Source organism: Rathayibacter sp. KR2-224 (assembly GCF_049446075.1).
Lineage (GTDB): Bacteria > Actinomycetota > Actinomycetes > Actinomycetales > Microbacteriaceae > Humibacter.
Window position 1 is genome coordinate 697,477 of record NZ_JBMSEB010000001.1, and the last position, 22,448, is coordinate 719,924.

Here is a 22,448-nt window from a genome sequence, read left to right on the forward strand (position 1 = left end):
ACTATACCGGCGCGCCCGATTTCGACATCGTCGAACGAGGCGACACCCGGGCCCGGGTCCGTCGTCTGGCGAAACGGTACGAGGCGAGACGACGGCGCAGCCATCCTGCGGACTCGGAGACCGTGTTCAGCGTGGCATCCACCTTTTGCCAGAGCCGTGCGCTGCGCTCCTCCGACACGTCCGATCCGTCGAACACCGCGGCATCCGCTTCGGCCGCGAGGTCCGTCAGGCTGCCTGCCTCGACGGGGATGCCCTGCTCGGCCGACTGCGCCTGCAGCGAGGCCGCGGTCTGCTGCCTGGTCGCCACCTCGGGCACGGCGTACCCGAGCTCGCCGAAGCCGTCGACGAGTTCGTCCCATGCTCCTGCCGCGCGCAGATCCCCTGGACCTCGTGCGCGCCGCAGCCTTCGACGCCGCTTGCGGATGGCGACGACGAGCATCGGCAGGAAGAGGGCCAGCGCGACCAGCACGATCGCGCCGAGCACGTAGTACGCCCACACCGGGAGCGCGAAAGCGTGCTGCTCCTTGGGCGGCTTGTTGTCCTTCGTCTTGACGGGCGTCAGCAGATCATCTGCCTTCGGCGGCGAATCCGGCGGCTGCCGCACCTGCGGTTGCGGTTGCAGCTTCGGCTTGACGGTCTGGTCTTTCGGCGCGTCCGTCTTCGTCGGGGTCGGGAAGAACGGCACCCAGCCGACCCCCTGGAATGCGACCTCGTCCCACGCCGTCACGTCGTTGCCGGTGAACGTCACGGTGCCCGTGCCCGTGCCGTGCGCCTTGAAGCCCATCACGATACGAACCGGGTAGCCCAGATGCCTTGCCATGAGTGCGAACGCCGAGGTGTACTGCTCCTGGTCGCCGACCATGGGCGTCTTCTGCAGCAGGTCGTTCATGCGGTCGGCACCCTCGCCCGCCCGCGACGGCACCGGGTCGGATGCGCGACCGTGGCTCAGGTATCCGAGCTTCTTCAGTGACCGCTCGATGTTGCGCAGCTTCTGGATGGCGCTGGCGGAGCCGCCCGCGTACTGCTCGGCCTTCGTTGCGATCACGTCTGGCACGTTGGTCACGCTCGGCATCGCCGTCATGGCGACCGGCACGTTCTTGAGCGCCTTGTCGTTGGGGATCTTCTGTGCTGTGGCCTGCACCGTGTAGGCCATGCCGCGGGAGACGCCGCTGGTGACCGCCGTCGTTCCGGTCGCCGTGTTCACCCGGACCGTGTCGCGCGGGTCGGCGTCGCCGGGATGGGAGCCGAACCGGAGGGCATCCATGTAGCCGAGCGTGGGCAGCCACACGTTGTCGTACCCGAGCACGCTGAACTTCGAGGTGGTCTTCGATCCGGGCGTGAAGAGCGGTGGTGCAGGAATGCTGCTGCCGAGGAGTTCGAAGCTGCCGGATGCCGCGGTCTGCTCCCCCGGGCCGGTCACGCTCCACACGACGCCGTCGTAGCTGTCCATCGTGGCGAGTCGCACGAGCGCACCGTTCGGCAGGTCGCTCGCCGAGAACAGCTTGGTCGTGCGCATGTCGTTCGTGTACTTGCGGAACCCTGCCAAGGGCGCCGGGTAGTCCAGCGGGTTGAACGGGGGCTGCACGGCCTCGCGCACGACGAAGCGCGAGGACGACGAGGGCGACGCGACAGCTCCGAGCACACCACCGGCGACCACGGCGACGAGCACCACAACGGCCGATCCGGCGATCGCACGACGCGTGAGCCCAGGGTCGACGGCGATCGAGCGCTTCGAGGTGCGGATGCGCCAGCCCAGCCAACCGAGCGCGATGGCGACGAACGCGACGCCTCGCACACCCGCGAAGTAGGCATCCTGCGTGCCGAGGAGGATCGCGGTGAGGAACAGCAGCGTGGGCCCGGCGACGAGAAGCGCGGCGCGCAACGTCGCGTGCCTGCCTGCTGAGGGCATCCGCATGGCGAGGGTGACGCAGGCAAGCGAGACGGCGAGGGTTGCGGCATATGGGACGACGGCCAGGTACGGCGGCGCCTCGAGCGGGGCGCGCAGCGTGACGGCATCCGTCCACCCGAAGACGGCGCCCGTCGCGAGGTCGCCGAGCGAGGTGAGCGTGGGCACGACCGCGAGGACTCCCTCGCCGGGCAGCGCCAATGCCGTGCCGAAGACGAAGTACGCGGCGATGCCGACGAGCACGGTCGTCACGACCGGCAGCCGGAAGGCGACGCCGGCAATGGCCACGGCGGAGCCGACCACGAGTCCGCCCACACCTGCGACCAGGTAACCCAGTCGGCCGAACGCCGGTGCGAAGCCGAGCAGAGCGATGATCGCGAGCGTCCCGTACACCGCCACGTCGGCCCACACGGATGCCCGCACGCGCGTCAGCGTCGCGATCCAGCGTTCCGCGGTCGCTTGCTTCTGCGTTCGCCGTCCGGGGATCGGGGGCGCGGCTGCGGTCATCGCCCTGCCCTCTGCAACAGGCCGGCGAGTTCCGGCAGCTTCGTGATCGTCGCGACCATGGCGTTGCCCACTCTGCGCAGGCCCGGGTCGCCGTCGACGGCGGCGCGCACGATGATCACCGGAGTGTCGGCAGGGTAGAGCGTGGAGAGCCCGTGCAGTTCACGGAGCTCGACGTTGCTGCCGACCACTGCGATCACAAGGCTCGGCTCAGGTAAGCGCGCGCCGACCGTGCGGGCGAACTCGCGCAGCGTGGAGTAACGGCTGGCGATCTGCTCTATGCGGCAGGTGTCATCGAGCAGCGTCATGGGCGTTCGCTCGCGCAGTCGCGCGTTCTCCCAGAGCACGTCGAGCTGCGACTCCTCGGAGATGACCTCGACACCGACCGACGCCAGCGCCGAGACCGCGAGCTCGAATTCGTCGTCGGAGGAGTAGAGCCTGCTGTCCGCGCTCATCAGGAGCAGCAGCTGCGACCGTCTGGTCTCCTGGTACTGCCGCACCATCAACTGTCCCGTGCGTGCGGAGCTGCGCCAGTGCACGTTTCGGATGTCGTCGCCCGGCTCGTACGACCGCAGCGCGTGGAAAGCGAGGTCGCTGTCGGTGATGGCCTTCGTGGTCTGGCCCTCGAGGTCTTTCACCAGGCCACGGGCGGTCGCGGCGATGCGGGTGACCTTGGGGTGAACGAACAACTCCACCTGGTCGGTCCACCTGGTCGTGCGCCTCAGCAGACCCAGCTGGTCGCCGCGCACGCTGATAGCCGGGCCCGCCACGATCAGCGCTCGGCGCTCGGTGGGGATCGCGAACAGGCTCTCGTCGTCGGCGCCTGGGGCCAGCCGCGGCACCACGAACTCCGCGAGGCCCTCCCCCACAGGCAGCTCCATACGGGTCGGGAGCGCCGGCCTGCCTCCTGTGTTGATGACCTCCATGCGGCCCATGGCTCGGTCGCCGGCCGTGACGCGACGCGGATTGAGCTCGATGGCGACCCGGTACGTGCCGCGACCGAACAGGTAGCCGCAGGCGGCGAGCATCCCACCGGCGAGGGCGAAGCCGATGTAGCCGAACTCGGTCCACCCGAGCACGAATGCGAGCAGGAACGAGACGACGGCGGCGCACACGACGATCCAGCCGAGCGGAGTCACCGTCCGACCGCCGCGCGCGACCGCCGACAGCGGCGTCTCGATCACGAGCAGCAGGCGACGCCAAAGCGCCGACGATCCGTCACGCAGGGCACGTAAAAGCCCTCGCAGGGCGAAGGATGCCTGCGAGCGCGTTTGCCGCTCTGCCGTCGTCACCGTCTGATCACGCCGCCCGGTACACGGGCGGGTTCACGGTCGCCACCGCGCGGTCGACGATGTCCTCGGCCTTGACCCCGGCGAACTCCGCCTCCGGGTCGACGATCACGCGGTGTGCAAGCACCGGAACGGCGAGCTCACGCACGTCGTCGGGAGTCACGTAGGTGCGGCCCGAGGCGATGGCCCACGTCTTCGCGGCGCGAGCGAGCGCGAGGGCACCGCGGATGCTCACGCCGAGCGCGGCATCCTTGTCGCTGCGGGTAGCGCTCACGAGCTCGCTCAGGTAGCCCATGACAGCACCGTCGGTGTGCACGTCTGCGGCCAACTGTGACATCGTCGTGACCGACTCGGAGGCGATGATCGCCGAGACGGATGCCGCACGCGCCCGATTCGACGACTCCATGAGCAGCTGCACCGTCGTCTCGTGGTCGGGGTAGCCGAGCGACGTCTTGATCAAGAATCGGTCGAGCTGTGCCTCCGGCAGCGTGTACGTTCCGGCCTGCTCGATGGGGTTCTGCGTGGCGATCACCATGAACGGCGTGCCGACGGGATGGCTCACGCCGTCGACCGTGACGATGCCTTCCTCCATCACCTCGAGCAGCGCGGACTGCGTCTTCGGTGATGCACGGTTGATCTCGTCGGCGAGCACAACGGAGGCGAAGATCGGGCCCGGGTGGAACTCGAAGTGCCCGCTGGACTGGTCGTAGATCGTGACGCCGGTCACATCCGAGGGCAGCAGGTCGGGCGTGAACTGGATGCGCGACTGGGTGCCCTGGATGGTGTTCGCGAGTGCTTTGGCCAACACGGTCTTACCCGTGCCCGGCACGTCTTCGAGCAGCACGTGACCGCCGGAGAGCATGGCAGCGACGACCAGCTTGATGGCGTGCTCCTTGCCCAGGATCGCCTTGTCGACGTTGGCCACCAGCTGCCCGAAGGCGCCCGCGAACCAGGTCGCCTGTTCTTGCGTTACTGCCATGGGTGTCTCCTGATCAGTTGCCGAAATCCACGGATGGACTCGAAGTGCCGTTGACGTCGGCGCGAGCGCTGAACCCGCAATACGTCTTGTACTGGGTGTTCTGAGTGTTGATGTGGAGCGATCCGCTTGCGTCGGTCGTGTAATCGTGATGGTTCAGTTCGTTCGGGCAGTACAGCGTCAACGTCACGGTCGTATTGGCCGGGAAGTGCGCTGCATCGACGATGTAGTAATAGCAATTGCCTGAACCGCAGGTGGACGTCGCGCCCGGAATGCGGGCGCCGCGGGACAGTGAAACGGACTTCGCCGGCGGCGGCGGGTTGGGAACGTTGACCGTACTGCTCGGCGCAGACCAGTCGCTCCACTTGCTGCCCAGATTCTCGACGCGTACCTGCACGTAGTAGTTCCCAGTGCTGAGTCCGTTGACCGAATCACTTGTCGACTGCGTCTGGCCGGTCTGCCCATTGCTGAGCTTCCATTCGTAGGTCTTCAAGCCACCCTTGGTGTCCGGCTGGCTCCAGCTGAAACTGACCTTCCCATTGGGGTCGTTGCCGCTCTCTGAGATCGACGGTCTTGCTGGCGTCGCAGGCGTCCCGTACGTCGTCACCGAATTGCTTGCAGGTGAGGACTGACTCGGCCCGTCGTCGTTCTCGGCCACGACCGTGAACGTGTAAGCCTTTCCGTTCGTAACGGGGATGGCATAGGTGCCGAGGCTCATCTCGGTCGCTACCTTGCTGCCGTTCGCGTAGATGACGTAGTCGTTGATCGGCTTGCCGTTATTCGTCGGCTCCCTGCTCAGGGTGACCTTGATGGATCCGTCACCGTTTTCTGCCGCCGTCGGCGCCGAGGGCTGGGCGGGCACGTCGTGGATCGCGACCTGGAGTCGGCCGATCGTGGCATTCGTGCGCGCCGGGTCTTTCGTGGCATCCTCGACGGTGTACTGGACATTCACCGTCCCGATGTCTGCGCCGCTTGCAGCGCTCACGGTGATCGAGTTGTCGGTGAAGGTAATTGTGGCCCCCTTGGGTCCGCTCACCTGCTTGGCACTCCTGATCGTCAACGGGTGCCCAGGGAACGGATTGACCCAGTACGTATCGCTGGTCGCACTGGCGAGGGTCTTGGACTGCCCGCGCTTCATGTCCATGGTCTGCGGAGCGCTTTTCTGCTGCGCAAGCGGCCGCGTCGAGCTCACGACCTTGACGTTGACCGATCCGTCGATCGACGTCGTCGGCGAGTTCACCTTGAAGCGGATGGTCGCCGTCGTGCCGGGCTGCACACCGAACGCCGCCGACACCGCCAGTGTCGAACCGCTCGGGTTCGCGATGATTCCGCCTGATGCACCGGAGAAGTCCGTGTAGGTGAGCTTGTTCAGGATCTCGGGATTCGGGTGGTAGCTCGACGCACGAAGGTCGACGTTCGTGGCGTTCTCGCCCGCCTCGATGGTGATGTTCGGCGGCGTGAAGGTGGGAGGAACATCCGACTGGTCAGGGTTTCCAACCGTGATCGGCAGAACGAGCGAGGTCACGCGGTCACTGGAGGCGCCCGGTTCGCGCCCGTCGTCCACTTTGAAGGTGATCGCCGCCGGACCGCGATAGTCCTTCTGGGCAGTGAACGTCAGCGTCTGATCGTCGACGAATCCGGCCGAGCTCGAGTGCGTGACCGTGACGCCGCCCCGTCCCGTGATCTTGGCCGGGCGGCCGGACGGCACGTCGATGACGTCGGACAGCTTCCAGGTCTTCGTGGCGTTCATCGCCACGATCTGCTGCGGCACCTTGACGGTGGGCGGCGGCGTTCCGTCCGATGCCGGCGGCACGATGATGAAAGCCTCGCCCGCCAGGCCAGTGGCGGGGTCGGTCAGCGTGTAAGCGACGGCCACGCGCTCGTGCTGCGGCTTGACGACCACGTCGCCGTCCGAGCCGACCGAACCGTACTTCGCGTTCGGGCCCGTCAGCCCGATCTTCAGCTTCTCCACGAGGTCGGAGGGGTTCACTGCGCCGTCGAGCACGTTCACCTTCACCGAGCTCTTGCCCACTGCCTGCGCCGGCTCCACGACCTGGTCGATCGCCGTGGGGTACACGGGCTTCGCGTTATCGGTGACGATCACCTGAACGTAAGCGCTGTCCTGGCCGCCCTGGCCGTTGGTGATCGTGTACCTCGCGACGTAGACACCCTCTTTGTCGGGCGCCTGCACGAGCACGATCTTGCCGTGCACGGATGCCTTCAGCGCGGCATCGACGTCCGACAGCTTCTTCTGCACCGAGATGGTGTAACCGTTCGGGTCGGAGTCGTTGGCGAGCACGGGAACGGATGCCGTCTTGCCCGGCTTGACCTCGACGGTGTCGTTCACGGCCACCGGCGGCTGCAGGCTGCTCGGCCGAGGCACCACGCCGACGCGCACGGTTCCGGTTGCGCTCTTGCCGTACGTGTCGGTCACCTTGTACGTGAACGTGTCAGTGCCCCCCGAACCCGGGTACGCCTCATAGGTGAACGAGTCGGATGTCGAGCTGGCGATGCGTCCCAGGCTCGGCTGGCTCACGATGCCGTCGAGGGTGACCGAGTCGCCGTCCGGATCGATTCCGTCGAGCGGAACCGTCACGGGGATACTCGACCCTGCGAAGGCGCGCGCCGTGAGCGTCGACGGAGCGGGCTGCTGGTCCTTGCCGTCTTTGCCGGTCACGATGAACGTCACCGTGGCGACTGCCGCCTGTTGCCACTTGTCGCTGATGCTGTACGTGACGGAGTACTGTCCGGGCTCGGTCGGCGCCTGGTAGCGCACGGTCTTGCCGCTCACGAAGGCCGTAGCGCCCGCTCCCTCGTTGGAGGCATCCTTCAGCTTGGCATCGAGGTTGAACGGCTCGTTGTCTGGCGAGTAGTCGTTGTCGAGCACGTTCACAGTCGTGACATCGCCCACCCGAACGGTGGCCGTGTCGTCAACGGCGACGGGCGGCTGGTGAACGACGAGCGGCGGGATCGGGACGACCGTGATGGTCGAGGTCGCCTCCTTCACGCCGTCGGAGACCACGTAGTTGAGCTGCACCTGCTGTGGCAGCACCGACGGCGACGTGATCTTGACCACCTGGTTGTCGAGCAGCTCGACGTTCAGGTCGGCGGAGGCATCCGTCTTCTGCACGGTGCGCACGGCGAGCACGCGGCCCGACGGCGAGGTGTCGTTCGCGAGCGGATTGACGGTCGTGGTCTCTCCTGGCCGCACGTAGGCGTCGTCTGCCACAGCGATCGGGCCCGCGTCGCCTCCGCCGTCCTCGACATCCACGCGGATGAGTCCGCTCGTCGTCTTGGCCCCGGCGCCCAGCGTGTACTTCAGGTAGAACTCACCGGCCGTCGAGGCGGTGACGGTAACGGTCCCCTTCTGCGGGTCCGTCACGACGGACGGCTCTGAGGGGCCGCTGTCGTTGTTCGCGCCCACCAGAGTGAGTTCATCGCCGGAAGGAGACAGGTCATTCCCGAGCGGGTCGACCTTGATGCCTTCGCCGATCACTCCGGAGGCGAAGTCCGGCGTTGCAACCGGATCGAGCGAGCCCTGCGGCTTCACGGTGACCATCAGCGACCCGGTCGCGGTGGCATGCCCGTCGGTCACTGTGTAGCGAACCTCTTTGACACCCGTCTGGCCGTTCTTGCTCAGGAACGTGATCTTGCCGTCCGGCTGGAACTGCACCTGGTCGTCCGTTGTCGACTGAGCCGACGACAGCGAGATGTCGTCGCCGTCGGGGTCGCTCCAATCGTTCAGCACGTCGTACGTGACGGCCTGACCCACCTCGACGGATGCGTCGCTCTCGCGCTTGGACGCCGGCGCCGCGTTCTGCGTGGCCGGATGCACCGTCGCATTCACTTGGGCGGTGGCAGTGCCGCCCCTGCCGTCGTCGATCGTGTATCTGAACGAGACGCTGCCTGTGACGTCCGGTGGAACCGTCAGTTGCACGGCCCTGCCGCCTTGGATGATGTCGAGGCCCCCCTCCGCAGCAGGAACAGGCGTCACCTGCGTCACGGTCAGCACATCGCCGTCTTGATCCGTGTCGTTGTCGAGCACCGGCAACACGGTGGACCGGCCCGCGCGCACTCCGAAGCCGTCATCCACAGCGGTCGGCGGGTGGTTCACCTGGGTGCGATGGGCGAGCGTGTCCTGGAACGACTGCAGCACGGGCTTCTCCTGCCCGGTGTCGCCATTCACCTGCGAATCGTTGGGCTTCAACGTCGCCCAGTTCTGCACGAGGCGCATATGGTTGGAGACCACCCAGGCGTCGCCGTTGCGCAGGTTGTTGAGCGCGATCACGCTGTGGTTCACCCGGAACTCGAGATCATCGCCACTGACCTGCTGCGCGATGTCGATGCCGACGGATGCCTTGCCATCGCACGCATAGAGGTAACGGCCCGCGCCCGCCCACGCTCCGTACGAGCATCCGTTCAACCAGACGGGTGCCGAGACCTGATCTGCCCTGACGACGGCGTGCCTGATGCCCGCACCCACGACATCGACGTGACCGCCTCCGAGCGGAACCTTCATGAGCGCGCTGCCTGAAGCCAGCAGGACGTAGCCGTTGGCGGCGCCGGGCTGCTGCAGCTGAACAGCCTTGGACGGCAGGTTCACACTCGTACCCGTGCCGATCAGCACCCTGTTGGTCTTCGTGTCGAGCACGACTGGCTGGTCGCCGACCGACGAGAGCTGGAATGCGGACGAGACCGTGAGGTTCGACGACTGCGCTTCGGCACCAGGGTGATCGAACCGCACAAGGACGTGCTTGGCCGGCGAGACGCTGTACGCGATGCCGGTCTTCGTCACGACGGTCTGCGTGCCCGCCCCGAGCTTGGCCGACGGCTTCGTCTTCGACGGATCGAACGCCAGGCGGGAGGATGCGTCGAGCACCCAGACCTTGCCGTCGGGCGACGTGATCGAGACGGTGCTGCCGCCGTACGAGACCTTCGATCCTGCGGGAATGCTCACCCTGTCCACGAGCGAGACGAAGGCGGGGTCGATGCGTTCGAGGGTGCCGTTCTTGGAGTCGGTGAGGAAGTATGCCGAGCCGTCCTGCAGAACGTCGAGGCTGCTCGACGCTGCCGTGACGGCGGCATCGAGCTCGTCGATCTGATGATTGAGTCGGCCGCCCATGAGCTTGTCGCCGTTGGTGACCCAGACGTCCCTGGCGTCCAGGTTCACATCGTCTGTCGGGAAGCCCTTGTGCAGAACGGCGAAGGTGACCGGAACGGAGGCCACGAGCGCTATGGCGATGGCCGACGCGATGGTCTTGTGCGAGCGGATCCAGGTAGCGAGAGACCTGAGCACGATGACGTCGTTCTCCCGGTTCCGTCCTGGCGTTCACGAAGCCCGGGACGCACCGCTCCCCCAAGCCGCGTACAAGCTAGCACACCCCTGTTTACGGGGAGAAACTACTGCTGCAGCGGCTCGGATGCCTGGTCGCGCTCGAGCAGCGAAAGGTCCTCCTGCCCCACCAGATGCGTCGCCACCGCGTACTCCACGAGCCGCGTGCGCCTGCTGGTCGCCAACTTGCCGGCCCCGCCGCGGAGCCCCGCGACACCGAGCTTGTCGAGCTTGTCGCACACGTTGTCGAGCTTGCGGTTGAAGGTGGTGAGCGACCAGCCGAGGCGAGCGGCGGCATCCGCAGAGGTGGGCACCTCGGCTCTGCCCGGGATCTGCTGCCGCAGCACGCCCTCGGCGAGAGCGACGATGAGCTGTCGTTGGCTCGTGGTCAGCGTGACGGGCAGGATGGTCGTCGAGCCGCCCGACTCCTGCAGGACGCGGGAGGTGGTGAAGACGTCGTCCGCGTTGCGCACGGTGAAGTCGTAGGTGGTCGGACCGGCGCTGAACATGACATGCATGGTCTCGAACACGATGGGCAAGCGCGCACCGGGAGAGAGCCACGCCTGCACGGCCCCCGTGCCGTCGGTGACGGTGGCCGTGAGCAACGTTCCGACGTTCGCGAGCCACCACATGCCGTGCTCGTCGAACACACGGAGAAAACGGCGATGAAGGTACGGGTTGTCGTCGAGGGACAGATCCGACTCGCGTCCGATGGAGAAGTCTCCCGGGCTCTCGACGCGGTACTCCTCCCCGCAGAAGTCGATGGTCAGCGGCTTCACGGCGAACACGCCTTCAACGGGTTGGGCGACGTGCGCCCGCCGCGAACGATGGCGACGTCGATGCACACGCTCGAACCCGGAGTGAGACCCGCGACGACCGCTTTCGGCTGATCCGATTGCGTCGGTCCCTGCGTGGTTCCCTCCTGCTGCCACTGGTAGGAGTCGCCCGTCTTAGGCTTGGGGTTCTTCCAGGTGAAGGTCACGGTCGTCCCGTCCGTGCTCCGCACTGCCGACGCTTCCGTGGGATCGGGAACCGAGGAGACGGCGATCTGTCCGTCATCGCTGCCCGGAGCATCCGTCGTCGATGGGGACGCGCCACCGTGCGGGATCAGGAGCGCCGCTGCCGTAATTCCGCCTGCGAGCACGAGCACGCAGGCAGCAGCGACGCCGGCGGCGATGACGCCGCGCCGTCGCGACGCACTGCTCCGCTCGTGGTCGTCGGCCACCTCTCCCGAGTGTCCTCTTACCGCCCGCTGGGCCTCCGGCCGCTCGGCGTCGGCGACAGCGTGCGACTCAGGGGTCTGGTCCTCCGGGCCGGCGGGCGCTTGCCGTATGGGCGCACGACGGATCACGGTGCGATCCCGGCCGAGGATGCTCGCGCTCTCGTCGTCGTGCTTCTCGCCGACTTCGTCGCGCGCGGCCACCCGCTGCGCCTCCACGGCGGGTATGTCGCGCAGGCGCGTGGCGTCTGCGTTCACCGCCGCTGCTTCGGCCTCGGCCTGCGCCGGCTGCTGCCCGGTCGAGGGCGGTGCGGCGTGGGGGCGAGCATCCGGCGGTTGCGCAACGATCGTTGCGACCTGACGCACCCGTGTCTCGTCCTCCGAATCGGCGCCGGGTGCAGAAGCTTGCCGCGAGGATGCGATGGCGAGGTTGGGCACCTCGATGCCGGTGGGGGTGTACCCCAGCTCGAGCTCCACGCGCTGCAGCGCCCGAGCGAAGTCGACGGCCGAGTCGAAGCGGTCTTCGCGACGCGATGCCATTCCCTTGGCGAGCACCGCGACCAGCGTGCGCGGGGCATCCGGCCTGTTCAGCGGGGCAATCGCTCCCCGCTCGATGCGGCCGATGAGATCGAGCGTCCCATTGGGCCTGCCAGGGATCTCGAAGGGCGTGTGCCCGGCCAGGAGCGTGTAGATGGTCGCCGCGAGCGAGAAGACATCGCTGCGCACGTCAGGTTTGGGGTCGTCTTCGAACATCTCGGGCGGCGACCACGGAACCGAGAGCCCGACCGACTGCTTGCTGGTCGTGTCGGCGCTGCCCGCGGAGGGCAGTCTCGACAGCGTGGTCGTCGTGTGAATCGGCAGCTCGTCTTCGAGGGTCGACGAGATGCCGAAGTCGGTCAACGCAGGCCAGCCGAAATCGTTGGTAAGCACGTTCCCGGGCTTGATATCGCGGTGCAGGATGCCTGCTGCGTGCGCCGTTGCGACGGCGCTCGCCACTCGCACGCCGATGCGCAGGGCGTCCGCCACCTCGAAGCGCTCGCGCTTGTACCGTTCGGAGAGCGACGGCCCCGAGCAGTACTCCATGACGAAGTAAGGCCGGTCGTCGGCCGAGACGTCGGCGTGGTAGATCGTGACGATGTACGGATGGGCCGACAACTGCGCCATCACGTTCGCCTCCGACACGAAGTGCGTGCGCGACTGCTGGTCGAGCTGGTCGGTCAGCAGGACCTTCACCGCGACCTTGCGCCGCGGAAGCTTCTGCTCGTAGAGGAACACATCCGAGAAGCCGCCAGAGCCGAGCAGGCGCTCGAACGCGTACCCGGGCAGCTCGGGTGCCTCAGACGGGGCGCGCCTCGTCATGCCTGCGCGACGCCCAGAGTGACTCCGCTGCCGAGGTCGATGACGGTTCCGGCGATCACGGAGGTCGGTTCACCCGCTCGCAGCTTCTGCGGTGACTTTCCGGGAAGCGCGATGAGGGTGCCGTTGCGGGAGTGCAGATCGGTCACCACGACCGTGCCGCCCTCGACGGTCAGCTGCACGTGATTGCGCGAGATGTCGTGCTCGAGGCTGTCGACGGTGACGAGGCGCGGGATGCGCCCTCCTCCCATCTTGCTGACGCTCGGGGCCCGGCCTACGACGACCATGCCGTCGATCGGCTCGGAACGACCGTCCGGGAGCTGCAACGTGAAGCCGGGTTCTTCGTCCGCGCCCACGACGTGTTCTGAGGCTCCAGGGACGTTCTCGACGTTCTCGGATGCCGTCGACTCGCGCAACGCGCGCAGGTCGCCGCTCAGCACGGTGAGTCCATCGTGATCGCCAAGCGACTGCGGGCCGGCGAGCGGCGCTGGCGGGATCGCGATGCCCGCTGACTGGTCTGCCTCGGCGTCCTCCTGCACGGGCCGCGCAGCCGCCTCTTCGACGGGACGCATGAGCGTTGCGCCGAACAAGTGGTCGTAGCCCGTGGTCTCGTGCGGCACGTCCAGATCAGGATCACGGGTAGCGCGGTCGTAGCTGCCCGCTGCGGCTTCTGCCGCTATCGAAGGTGCGTCGTCGGGGGCAAGGCCACCAATGGTGCCCTCAAGGTCGGCGATCGTACGGTCGAAATCGTCGACGATGGGAGCGGCGACCTCGTTCGGCAGGCTGGTGAAGTCACCGGCGGAGGAGCCGAACGAGAGCGCCTCCACCCAGGCGCAGCCTGCAACGAGAGGCAGAGCGGTTCCCCGCGTGCCCGGCCGGCACTCGATGCGGAATCCGAGAACGCCCCCGACCGGACGCTCCACCCAGGTCGACACGCCTCGGGCGGAGAGGTCTTCGCGGCCCGCCTCCGAGTCGATGGCGATGCCCGCCTCGCCGCGGACGATGAATCTGGCGTCGGATGAGCGGCCCTCTGCGTCCCATTCGACAAGCACGAACGCCGGAGTGGCGGCCAGGCCCTTTCCGGCGAGTTGATCGAGCACGCCGCGCAGACCGTCGTCTCCAGCCAGCGCGCCCCACAGCCGGGACGCGAACGCGGCATCCTGCTGAGGCTGTTGTACAACCGCGAGACGCCCGGGGATCACGGCGGCGAGCCAGCCGCCGGGGGCCGTGAGTTCGGCTGTCAGCACGTTGCGCATCCTTCGGTCAGGTTCTGTGACGGGACGTGTGGTCGGGCCCCGAAGTCATACCCGCGGGCGGGTGTCCTCGAGGTATTGCCGGTGTTCGAGTCGATCAACGGTATCCTGCTCGGCTTCCTGCGCCGCGGGCCAGGATGAGACGATCAGGGCAGTCACGTTGTCTCGACCGCCGGCGGCGATGGCCGCGTCCGCGAGCACGTCGGCGAGGCGCTCGTCGTTGGGGTGCTCGCGCAGGATGGCCGCGATCTGGTCATCAGCGAGTTCCTTGCTGAGCCCGTCTGAGCAGATCAGGAAGGTCTGCTCTCCCCCGGCAGGGAGCATCCACACGTCGACATCGACGTCGTCGGATGCCCCGAGCGCGCGGGTGATGACGTTTCGCTCCGGGTGCAGTCCGGCCTCGGCCGGGCTGATGGCCCCGGCGTCGAGAAGCTCCTGAACCGCGGAGTGGTCGACGCTGAGCTGGGTCAGTCTCGCGCCATCCCAGCTGTACACGCGAGAGTCTCCGATGTTGACGATCATCCAGTAGCGAGCGCCGCCTCCGCTCCCCTTCACGGCGACGACACCCGCGAGCGTCGTCCCGGCGACGGACACACCGGAGTCCTCCGCACTGGACAGCGCCCGGACCGCCTCGTTCGCTGCGGCGATCGCGTCGAGCACGTCGCTCGGCGTGACCTCGGCGCCGGCGGGGATGCGCTCGGCCATCACACGCACAGCCGACGTGCTGGCGAGGTCGCCCCGAGCGTGGCCGCCCATGCCGTCGGCCACCACGAACAGTGGGTCTCGCGCGAGCACGGCATCCTCGTTGACCGCGCGCACCGCACCGGCGTCAGTGCGGGCGCTCACCGCCAGCGTCAGCTTCACCGATCGGGTTCTCCTGCCCAGTTCTCCTGTTGACCGTCGCGGCATCGTCTCCGTCCGCGACGACGGGGTAGCTCGTGTCGGACGTCACGCGTGCGCCCGACCGATCTTCTGGGGAAGTCACAAGGGGCACGGGCGCGTCGGCTAGGCGTCCGCTTCTGTGGTCCACCCACATTCTGATCAGACTTGCCATGGTAGCGACAACCATCGCGAGTGCGATGAATGCCAGGGACGTCCACGTGCCGATCTCCGGTGCCCACTCCACGTGGTGGCCTCCGTTGATGAACGGCACCTCGTTCTCGTGCAGGGCGTGCAGCACGAGCTTGACGCCGATGAAGACGAGGATGGCCGCGATTCCGTACTTGAGGTACACGAGCCGTTCGACGAGGTGACCGAGCAGGAAATAGAGCTGGCGCAGGCCCATCAGAGCAAAGATGTTCGCAGCGAACACCAGGAACGGGCTCGTCGTGATGCCGAAGATCGCGGGAATGGAATCGAGGGCGAACAGCAGGTCCGTCGTGCCCAGGGCCAGGAACACGAGGATCATGGGCGTGAACATCCGCTTGCCGCGCACCGTCGTGCGCACCTTGGCACCGTCGAACGCGTCGTGAACGCGCAGGTGCTTGCGCGCGAACCGCACGAAGCGGGTATCGGTTCCGTCCTCTTGTTCGGGGTGCCCGAATGCCTGGGTGTACGCGGTGTAGAGCAGGAACGCACCGAAGAGGTAGAAGATCCAGCTGAAGCTGTCGATGAGACCGGCGCCGACCAGGATGAAGACGCCGCGCAGAACCAGGGCGATCAGGATGCCCACCATCAGCGCTTCCTGCTGGTAGCGCTGAGGGACGGCGAACCGACCCATGATCACGATGAACACGAAGAGGTTGTCGATGCTCAGGCTGTACTCCGTGAGCCAGCCCGCCAGGAACTGGCCGCCGTGCTCGGCGTCGCCCATCCAGAACAGCAGCAGGGCGAACAGCACAGCGAGCATCGAGTAGAAGGCGATCCAGATGCCCGCCTCGGCGGGCTTGGGAACGTGTGGCCGCTTCACGGCGAGCAGAAGGTCGGCGGCGAGGATCAGGCAGAGCACGACTATGGACGTGATCTCGAACCAGGTCGGAAGAGCGGTCATGAATCGCTTTCGGAGGTCTCGTCACGAAGCGGGTACGCCTCGCGACGAGAGTCTCTCCCGCGCATGTTGCGCTGCACGACCGGAGCCTTCGATGATGCTGGATGCTCGTGATGACGACCGTGCGCACGACCGCTCGGCGGCCGCTGGGATACTCCCCCTCGCACCGTCAAGCCTAGCCGACGAAGGGTGGGGCGAGGCGAAGGAAGCCCGCTTTGTGCAACCCGTAGCGCGTTTCCGGAGGCGGCATAACGTAGTCGCGTATGGGTTGGTTCGACGCCACGGAGTATGAGTGCGCGCGGCAGGTGCTCGAACGGGGCATCGCCGCCGTCTACCTGGTCGCGTTCCTGTCGACCATGGCACAGTTCCCCGTGCTCCTGGGCGAACACGGTCTTCAGCCGGCACCCACGTTCATCCGCCGGATGGGCGACCGGCTTTCGCCCACGCTGTTCCGTCGGCGGTATTCGGATCGCCTGCTGCTTACGGTGGCGGGTGCAGGCGCGCTCCTGTCGGCATCCCTCGTCGCCGGTCTGCCCCAGCTGGCTCCCTCATGGGCCACCATGATCGCGTTCCTGCTCTGCTGGCCGGCGTATCTCTCCATCGTCGACATCGGACAGACGTTCTACTCGTTCGGGTGGGAGAGCCTTCTGCTCGAGTCCGGATTCGCGGCCGCGTTCCTCGGTTCGAACGACCAGGCGCCGCCCGTCGTGATGATCGTGTTCTTCCGCTGGCTCGTGTTCCGGCTCGAGTTCGGCGCAGGCATGATCAAGCTCCGCGGCGACAGGTCGTGGCGCGACCTCACTGCGCTGTTCTACCACCACGAGACGCAGCCCATGCCTGGGCCCCTCAGCTGGTTCTTCCACCATCTGCCGCGCTGGGCGCATCGCGTCGAGGTGCTCGGCAACCACTTCGCACAGCTCGTCGTGCCGTTCTTCCTGTTCGCGCCTCAGCCCGTGGCGAGCATCGCGGCGGCGATCGTGATTCTCACGCAGCTGTGGCTCGTGGCATCCGGCAACTTCGCCTGGCTCAACGTGCTGACCGTGGTCCTGGCGTTCGCGGCCGTCTCGGACCCCGTCGCACACTTCGTTATTCCCGCGATGCCGGCGCACACCGATCACCTTGTGACGCCGATCTGGTTCTTCGTCGTCATCTGCGTTGTGGGCCTGCTGCTCCTCGCGCTCAGCTGGCAACCGCTGAGGAATCTGTTCTCGCGGCATCAGCTCATGAACGCGAGCTTCAACAGATGGCACCTCGTGAACGCGTACGGTGCGTTCGGCTCCGTGACCACGGAGCGCTACGAGGTCGTCATCGAGGCGACCGATTCCACGGATGCCTCCACGGCGGTCTGGCGCGAGTACGAGTTCAAAGGCAAGCCCGGCGACCCGCATCGCTGGCCGCGGCAGTTCGCGCCATATCATCTGCGGCTCGATTGGCTGATGTGGTTCCTCGCTCTCGGAGCTCGCGGCGAGAGCTGGTTCTATCCGCTGCTGCAGAAGCTGCTCGAGGCCGACCCGGCAACACTGCGGATGCTTCGCAGCGCTCCGTTCGGAAAAGAGCGGCCGGCGATGGTGCGAGCCACGATGTACCTCTACCGCTTCTCCACCTGGAGCGAGCTCCGACGCGACCACGTGTGGTGGGTGCGCGAACGCGTCGCCGAACTCGTACCGCCCGTCACGCTGACCGGCCCGAAACGCTGAGGAGAGGGGCGCTGGCTCAGGCGTCCACGTCGTTCGGCGGCTCGGTGAGCTCGGTCTCGTGGGCCGGAGCGCCCTCGATATCGCCGTGCTCGTCGACCGCCGCCGGCGCGCTACGAGAGTGCAGCATGGCGGTGATCATCGCGTTGGCCACGGCGAGGAACGGAACGGCGAACAACGCCCCCGGAACGCCCGCCAGACCTGTTCCCGCGGCCACGCCCACCACCACGGCGAGCGGATGCACCTTCACCGCGCCTCCCACCAAGAGGGGCTGCATGACGTGCGCCTCGAGCAGATGAACGCCGAGCACGCCGGCCAGCATGACGATCGCCTGCAGCGGGCCGGCGAAGATCAGGGCGATCGCCACGGCGACGATTCCCGAGACGATGGCACCGATCACCGGGATGAAGGATGCCAGCAGCACGATCACCGCGATCGGCACGGCGAGCGGCAACCCGAGGAAGAACGCGACGAGTCCGATCCCGATGCCGTTCACGAGCGCGACCAGGATCTGCACGCGCACGAAGCTGGTCAGGGTGCGCCACCCGGCAGTGGCCGCCGCGTCGAGCCCGGGCGCCGCAGGCTTAGGGAAGAGGCGCACGATCCAGCGCCAGATGCCGCCGCCGTCGATGAGCATGAAGATCGTTGCGAACAGCGCGATCAGGGTGCCGGTGAGCACATGACCGGTTGCCGTGCCCACCTTCAGAGCGCCGCCGAGAATAGTCGCCGAGTCCTTCTGGAGCAGAGCTCCGAGCTGGGAGACGTAGCCGGCCAGCTGGTGGTCGCTGATGCTGAACGGCGGCTGGCGGAGGGCATCCCTGACCCTGTCGTACGCCGAGGTCCACTCCCTCTCCAGCTGCGGCAGCCCGACACGAACCTGCCACACAACCAGCAGAACAAGGCCCCCGACGACGGCCGCGAGCACCACAAGGCACACCACGATGGCCAGCCACTTCGGCCAATGGTGCTTACGCAGGTTCCCGACGGTGGGAGCCACGAGGGCGGTCACGAGGATGGCCACCAGCAGAGGCACGACGATGTCTTGGAACACGCCGACGAGGTAGACACCGACGCCGGCGAGCGCAACGATCGCGAGCAGTCGCCACGCCCACTCCGAGGCCACGCGAACGCCCCGTGGCAGCGCCGAGGCGACGCGGGTCTCCGGCCGCTCGCCCACCGTCTTGTCGTCCACCGCGTTCTCCCCTCGGTCGCCGTGTTCGGCGACTGCACGTGCTGCAGGCTACGTGGATTTCGTCGTCAGCGGCGGGCATGCCGCGCGCGCACCACGGCAAATGCAGGAAGCCCGGTCCTCTTGCATGAAGAGACCGGGCTTCCGATGTGACCCCAGCGGGATTTGAACCCGCGTTACCGCCGTGAGAGGGCGACGTCCTAGGCCGCTAAACGATGGGGCCATCGGTGCCGAAAAGCACCTCATCGAGTATGCCACAGGGCTGATCCCTCGCCCAAATCGCTCGAGGCCCCCGCAGCTTGAATTCGCCGCTCCGCCGCGACCGGCAAAACCACGAGACCAGAATGGAGCCATGAAACTCACCAAGCTCGAGCATGCGGCACTGGTTCTCGAAGACGACGGCTCCAGGCTGTTCATCGACCCCGGATCGTTCACCACGCCGATCACGGAGGCGACGCGAACCGTCGTGATCGTCATCACGCACGAGCACGCCGACCATTGGACTCCCGAGCAGTTGAAGCGCATCCTCGATCAGAGCCCTGAGGCGGTCATCCTCGGTCCGGAAGGCGTTGCGAAGGCCGCGTCCGATTTCGCGGTCCGGGTCGTTCGGCCCGGCGAAACGGTGGAGATAGCGCCGTTCACGCTGCGCTTCTTCGGCGGCAAGCACGCACAGATCCACTCCTCCATTCCCATCGTCGACAACGTCGGTGTCATCGTCGACGACGTGCTGGTCTACCCGGGAGACTCGTTCGAGGCGCCCGATCTGCCCGAGATCGAGGTGCTCGCGGTGCCGTCGTCTGCGCCGTGGCTGAAGGCATCCGAGTTCATCGACTACGTGCTCAGGCTGAAGCCGAAGCGCTCGTTCTCCACTCACGAGATGGTCAACTCCGTCATCGGCAAGCAGATGTCGGATGCCCGCATCAAGTGGGCGACGGAACAAGGCGGCGGCCGTTTCCTCGACCTGCAGCCGGGCGACACGTACGACATCTGAGTCGCAATACCACGCTTCCGTCCCGTCTGCACAGGATTGCGGCCACGCCTGAAAGGCGTTCAATGGCGAACATCCAACAAGTGATCGGACGGGACGGAGATGCAACTCGAAAGCAAGGTCGCCATCGTCACGGGTGGCAACAGCGGAATCGGCGAGGCCATCGTCAAGCGCCTCGCACAAGAGGGCGCAAGCGTGGTCATCGACTATGTGGCGCACCCAGACGATGCGGCCGACCTGGTCAAAGACATCACGTCGGCCGGTGGCAAGGCCATCGGAGTCGAAGCCGATGTGTCGAAACCGAGCGACATCCAGATGCTGATCGACTCTGCGGTGCGCGAGTTCGGGCGGCTGGACATCATGGTCAACAACGCCGGCATCGAGAAGCGGAACAGTCTGCTCGAGGCCGACGAGGAGAGCTTCGACGCCGTGGTCGCCATCGATCTGAAGAGCGCGTTCTTCGGCACGCAGCTCGCGGCCAAACGCTTCGTCGAACAAGGCGGTGGTGGCGTCATCGTCAACGTGTCGTCGGTTCACGAGGACTGGCCGATGCCGGGAAACATCTCGTACTGCGTCGCGAAGGGCGGCATGCGGATGCTCACGCGCACCGCAGGCGTGGAGCTCGGCCCCCAGAACATCCGCGTCGTGAACGTCGCACCCGGTGCGGTGGCGACCCCGATCAACACGGAGACGCTCGAGGATCCGGAACAGAAGAAGAAGCTCGAGCAAGCCATCCCGCTCGGAAAGGTTGCCGAGCCTGCGGAGATCGGCGATGCCGTGCTCTTCCTCGCATCGGATGCCGCGAGGTACGTGACGGCGACGACGGTCTTCGTCGACGGCGGAATCATGCAGTCGAGCGTGGGTCTGTGACCGTGCCGGCCATCGAGGACTATGCGATCGTCGGTGACCTGCACACCGCAGCCCTCGTGAGCGTCGACGGTTCGATCGACTGGCTCTGCCTGCCGCGATTCGACTCGCCCGCATGCTTCGCGAAGCTGCTCGGCACCGAAGACAACGGCATGTGGCGCATCTCCCCGACGGGTGCGACGCGGTGCACCAGCAGGAGGTATCGGCCAGACACGTTGATCCTCGAAACCGAGTGGGACACCGACACGGGCAGGGTCCGGGTGACCGACTTCATGCCGGTGCGTGACGAGGCGGCCGATCTGGTGCGCATCGTCGAGGGTCTGAGCGGCACGGTTCGCATGGAGTCAAACCTTGCCCTGCGGTTCGACTACGGCCACGTCATGCCGTGGGTCACCCGCAACGAGCGAGGCATCCGCGCGATCGGGGGGCCGGACGCCGTGCTCGTGAGCAGCCCGGCCCCGCTGGCCGGTCGCGACATGCGCACCGTGAGCGAGTTCACGATCGACGAGGGTGAACGCATCCCGTTCGTCATGACGTGGTACCCGAGCCACATGCCGGCGCCGACGCCTGCCGACGCCATCGACACCCTGGACTCGACGGAGGCGTTCTGGAAGAAGTGGTCGCGCTCGAGCAGGGCACATGGGCCGCACCGCGACGCGATTCAGCGGTCGCTGATCACGTTGAAGGCCCTCACCTACGTTCCGACCGGCGGAATCGTGGCGGCTGCCACGACGTCGCTGCCCGAACAGCTCGGGGGACCGCGCAACTGGGATTACCGGTACTGCTGGCTTCGCGACGCCACGCTCGCCCTGCAGTCTCTTCTGACCGCGGGCTACACCAGCGAAGCGACTGCGTGGCGAGACTGGCTCGTGCGGGCCGTCGCAGGCGATCCGTCGAAACTGCAGATCATGTACGGCTTGAACGGGCGCCGAAGGCTTCCCGAAGACACCCTTGACTGGCTGCCCGGCTACGCCGACTCGAAACCGGTTCGCGTTGGCAATGCAGCGGCCGATCAGCTGCAACTGGACGTCTGGGGCGAGGTGCTCGACGGCCTCGCTCTCACGCGCGCCGCGCTGCACAACGGCAAGGACGCATCCTGGAGTCTGCAGTGCGCGCTCATCGCCCATGCCGCCAAGATCTGGAAGGAACCCGACAACGGACTCTGGGAGATGAGGGGCCCAAGAAGGCACTTCACGCATTCGAAGCTCATGGTGTGGGTGGCGGCGGACCGCATGGTGCGTGCCGCTGAACGCTACGGCTTCAACGGTCCTGTCGACAGCTGGAAGCAGTTGCGCGAGCAGGTGCGGGCCGACATCCTCAAACACGGCTACGACGCGCAGCGGAACACGTTCGTGCAGTCGTACGGAAGCACGGAATTGGATGCCGCGCTGCTGCAGATTCCGCGCGTCGGCTTCCTCCCGGGCGACGACCCCAGGGTGATCGGAACGATCGAGGCGATCCAGCGCGAGCTCACGGAAGACGGCTTCGTGCTCCGGTACCGCCCCCAGGCTGCCGATGACGGCCTTCCAGGAGGTGAGGGCGTCTTTCTGGCCTGCTCGTTCTGGATGGTCGACGCACTCATCAGCGCCGGACGCCGCGACGAGGCCGGGCAGCTGTTCGAACGACTCCTCACGCTGCGCAACGACGTCGGCCTGCTCAGCGAGGAATGGGACACGAAACACAATCGGCAGCTAGGCAACACGCCGCAGGCGTTCAGTCACTTCGCGCTCGTGCGCAGCGGCTTCCACCTGCTCGCCGAAGAAGCTGCGACGAGCGATGCCCCCATGTCGATCGCCTCGTCGTCGAACTCCACCGAACCGATGTCGACCGACACCGTCCCCGTCCGTTAGGTGTCCCCATTCGCTAGGTACGAATGGGATCGAGGTTC

General features: G+C 66.7%; 14 protein-coding genes and 1 tRNA gene. 4 read left to right on the top strand and 11 right to left on the bottom strand.

Going from position 1 to position 22,448, the window contains the following annotated elements; all coding sequences use genetic code 11:
* Position 1: 1 nt before the first annotated feature.
* The 9 genes from ACO2Q7_RS03310 to ACO2Q7_RS03350 all read right to left on the bottom strand — a co-directional run bounded on the left by ACO2Q7_RS03310 (position 2) and on the right by ACO2Q7_RS03350 (position 15,825).
* Entirely contained in the window at positions 2–2,413 is a 2,412-nt protein-coding gene (locus ACO2Q7_RS03310) for a transglutaminase-like domain-containing protein (RefSeq protein WP_423354206.1), read from the bottom strand.
* Positions 2,410–3,702, bottom strand: coding sequence for a DUF58 domain-containing protein (locus ACO2Q7_RS03315; protein WP_423354207.1), 1,293 nt, complete (start codon positions 3,700–3,702; stop codon positions 2,410–2,412). Before ACO2Q7_RS03315 ends, ACO2Q7_RS03310 begins: the two co-directional genes overlap by 4 nt.
* 7 nt (positions 3,703–3,709) lie before the next feature.
* A complete protein-coding gene (locus tag ACO2Q7_RS03320; RefSeq protein WP_423354208.1) occupies positions 3,710–4,678 on the bottom strand; it encodes an AAA family ATPase in 969 nt (322 codons plus the stop codon).
* Between the two features lie 13 nt (positions 4,679–4,691).
* Positions 4,692–9,971: an Ig-like domain-containing protein gene (locus ACO2Q7_RS03325; RefSeq protein WP_423354209.1), complete on the bottom strand. Its 5,280-nt coding sequence runs from the start codon at positions 9,969–9,971 to the stop codon at positions 4,692–4,694.
* 104 nt (positions 9,972–10,075) lie between these two features.
* Positions 10,076–10,786, bottom strand: coding sequence for a hypothetical protein (locus tag ACO2Q7_RS03330; protein WP_423354210.1), 711 nt, complete (start codon positions 10,784–10,786; stop codon positions 10,076–10,078).
* Complete coding sequence (locus tag ACO2Q7_RS03335; RefSeq protein WP_423354211.1) at positions 10,783–12,585, bottom strand: protein kinase domain-containing protein; 1,803 nt, start codon at positions 12,583–12,585, stop codon at positions 10,783–10,785. Before ACO2Q7_RS03335 ends, ACO2Q7_RS03330 begins: the two co-directional genes overlap by 4 nt.
* Positions 12,582–13,829 carry an FHA domain-containing protein gene (locus ACO2Q7_RS03340; protein ID WP_423354212.1) on the bottom strand — a complete coding sequence of 416 codons (1,248 nt, stop codon included), beginning with the start codon at positions 13,827–13,829 and terminating at the stop codon, positions 12,582–12,584. Before ACO2Q7_RS03340 ends, ACO2Q7_RS03335 begins: the two co-directional genes overlap by 4 nt.
* Positions 13,830–13,883: 54 nt before the next feature.
* Positions 13,884–14,699 carry a PP2C family protein-serine/threonine phosphatase gene (locus ACO2Q7_RS03345; RefSeq protein ID WP_423354213.1) on the bottom strand — a complete coding sequence of 272 codons (816 nt, stop codon included), beginning with the start codon at positions 14,697–14,699 and terminating at the stop codon, positions 13,884–13,886.
* Positions 14,665–15,825 (bottom strand): TerC/Alx family metal homeostasis membrane protein, encoded by a 1,161-nt coding sequence (locus tag ACO2Q7_RS03350; protein ID WP_423354214.1) that lies wholly within the window; start codon positions 15,823–15,825, stop codon positions 14,665–14,667. Before ACO2Q7_RS03350 ends, ACO2Q7_RS03345 begins: the two co-directional genes overlap by 35 nt.
* A 260-nt stretch (positions 15,826–16,085) precedes the next feature.
* Here ACO2Q7_RS03350 and ACO2Q7_RS03355 point away from each other — a divergent pair, with 260 nt between their 5' ends.
* Complete coding sequence (locus ACO2Q7_RS03355; protein ID WP_423354215.1) at positions 16,086–17,519, top strand: lipase maturation factor family protein; 1,434 nt, start codon at positions 16,086–16,088, stop codon at positions 17,517–17,519.
* A 16-nt stretch (positions 17,520–17,535) separates the two neighbouring features.
* Here the strand turns inward: ACO2Q7_RS03355 and ACO2Q7_RS03360 are convergent, their stop codons facing one another.
* Together ACO2Q7_RS03360 and ACO2Q7_RS03365 are read right to left on the bottom strand one after the other, a co-directional pair.
* Entirely contained in the window at positions 17,536–18,708 is a 1,173-nt protein-coding gene (locus ACO2Q7_RS03360) for an AI-2E family transporter (protein WP_423354216.1), read from the bottom strand.
* 147 nt (positions 18,709–18,855) lie between these two features.
* Positions 18,856–18,928 (bottom strand) — tRNA-Glu (locus tag ACO2Q7_RS03365).
* Between the two features lie 129 nt (positions 18,929–19,057).
* Here ACO2Q7_RS03365 and ACO2Q7_RS03370 point away from each other — a divergent pair.
* The 3 genes from ACO2Q7_RS03370 (at position 19,058) to ACO2Q7_RS03380 (ending at position 22,410) form a co-directional block, all read left to right on the top strand.
* Positions 19,058–19,696 (top strand): MBL fold metallo-hydrolase, encoded by a 639-nt coding sequence (locus ACO2Q7_RS03370; protein WP_423354217.1) that lies wholly within the window; start codon positions 19,058–19,060, stop codon positions 19,694–19,696.
* Positions 19,697–19,795: 99 nt separating this feature from the next.
* A complete protein-coding gene (locus tag ACO2Q7_RS03375) occupies positions 19,796–20,563 on the top strand; it encodes a glucose 1-dehydrogenase (protein ID WP_423354218.1) in 768 nt (255 codons plus the stop codon).
* Positions 20,564–20,565: 2 nt separating this feature from the next.
* Entirely contained in the window at positions 20,566–22,410 is a 1,845-nt protein-coding gene (locus ACO2Q7_RS03380) for a glycoside hydrolase family 15 protein (RefSeq protein ID WP_423355950.1), read from the top strand.
* Positions 22,411–22,448 lie beyond the last annotated feature (38 nt).